Origin of the sequence: Campylobacter novaezeelandiae, assembly GCF_004323845.1 — a bacterium.
Classification (GTDB): domain Bacteria; phylum Campylobacterota; class Campylobacteria; order Campylobacterales; family Campylobacteraceae; genus Campylobacter_D; species Campylobacter_D novaezeelandiae.
Window position 1 is genome coordinate 1 of the sequence record NZ_QPGR01000033.1, and the last position, 894, is coordinate 894.

General features: G+C 31.8%; 1 protein-coding gene. It reads right to left on the reverse strand.

The features are described from left to right. Window positions 1-894: methyl-accepting chemotaxis protein (locus tag DU473_RS08125; RefSeq protein ID WP_262868332.1), on the reverse strand; the 894-nt coding region annotated here is incomplete at both ends.

Below are 894 nucleotides of genomic sequence, written 5' to 3' on the forward strand. Positions count from 1 at the left end.
ATCATCAAGTATATTACTTGCTATATCACTTACTGTATTAGAAATAAGTGCTGATTCATTTGCAATCTCAACATTATCTTTAGTAGTTTGATCTATGTGAGCTACACTTTCATTGATTTGAGTAATACCTGTAGTTTGTTCTTTTATAGATTCAGCCATATCATTGATAGATTGAACAAGTAAGTTAGTATTAGCTTCTATCTCACTTAGAGATTTTTGAGTTCTCTCAGCTAGTTTTCTAACTTCATCAGCAACAACAGCAAAGCCTCGTCCATGTTCTCCTGCACGAGCTGCTTCTATTGCAGCATTAAGTGCTAGTAGGTTGATTTGATCTGCAATATCACCTATTATACTTGTTACATTTTTAATCTCTTCACTTTGAGTGATAACATCACTTGTTTTTTGAGAAACATTTTGCATAGAAGAAGTAATTTCTTCTAATGCTGCTGCTGTTTCTTCTAATGAAGCTGCTTGAGAATTAGAAGAATTTGTTAAAGATTGAACTGCAGTTTGAAGTTTTCCACTCTCATCTGCTAAAGAATTTGCAAAGTCAGAGCTTTGTTTTAACATTTTAATAATTTCTTGTCCTAAGGCATTTGTAGTTACTTCAACTGCACCTTTAGCATCTTTTACTTCTGTTGTAAAGTCTAAGGCTCTATAACTATTAAATACTCTTTGGATTTCATTCATATTAGAACCTATTTTTTCTTGTAAAACATCTAAGAGTTTATTAAGAACGTTTTTAAGTTCAATTAATTGTGGGTTTCTAGGATTTGCAGTAATTCTTGCAGTTAAATCTCCTTTTTCTACTACTTGAACTGTTCCTACGCTTTCTTTTACTGCTTGATTATCTTGTTCTAAACCTTGTTTAGTTTGGAGTATGTTTTCATTGAT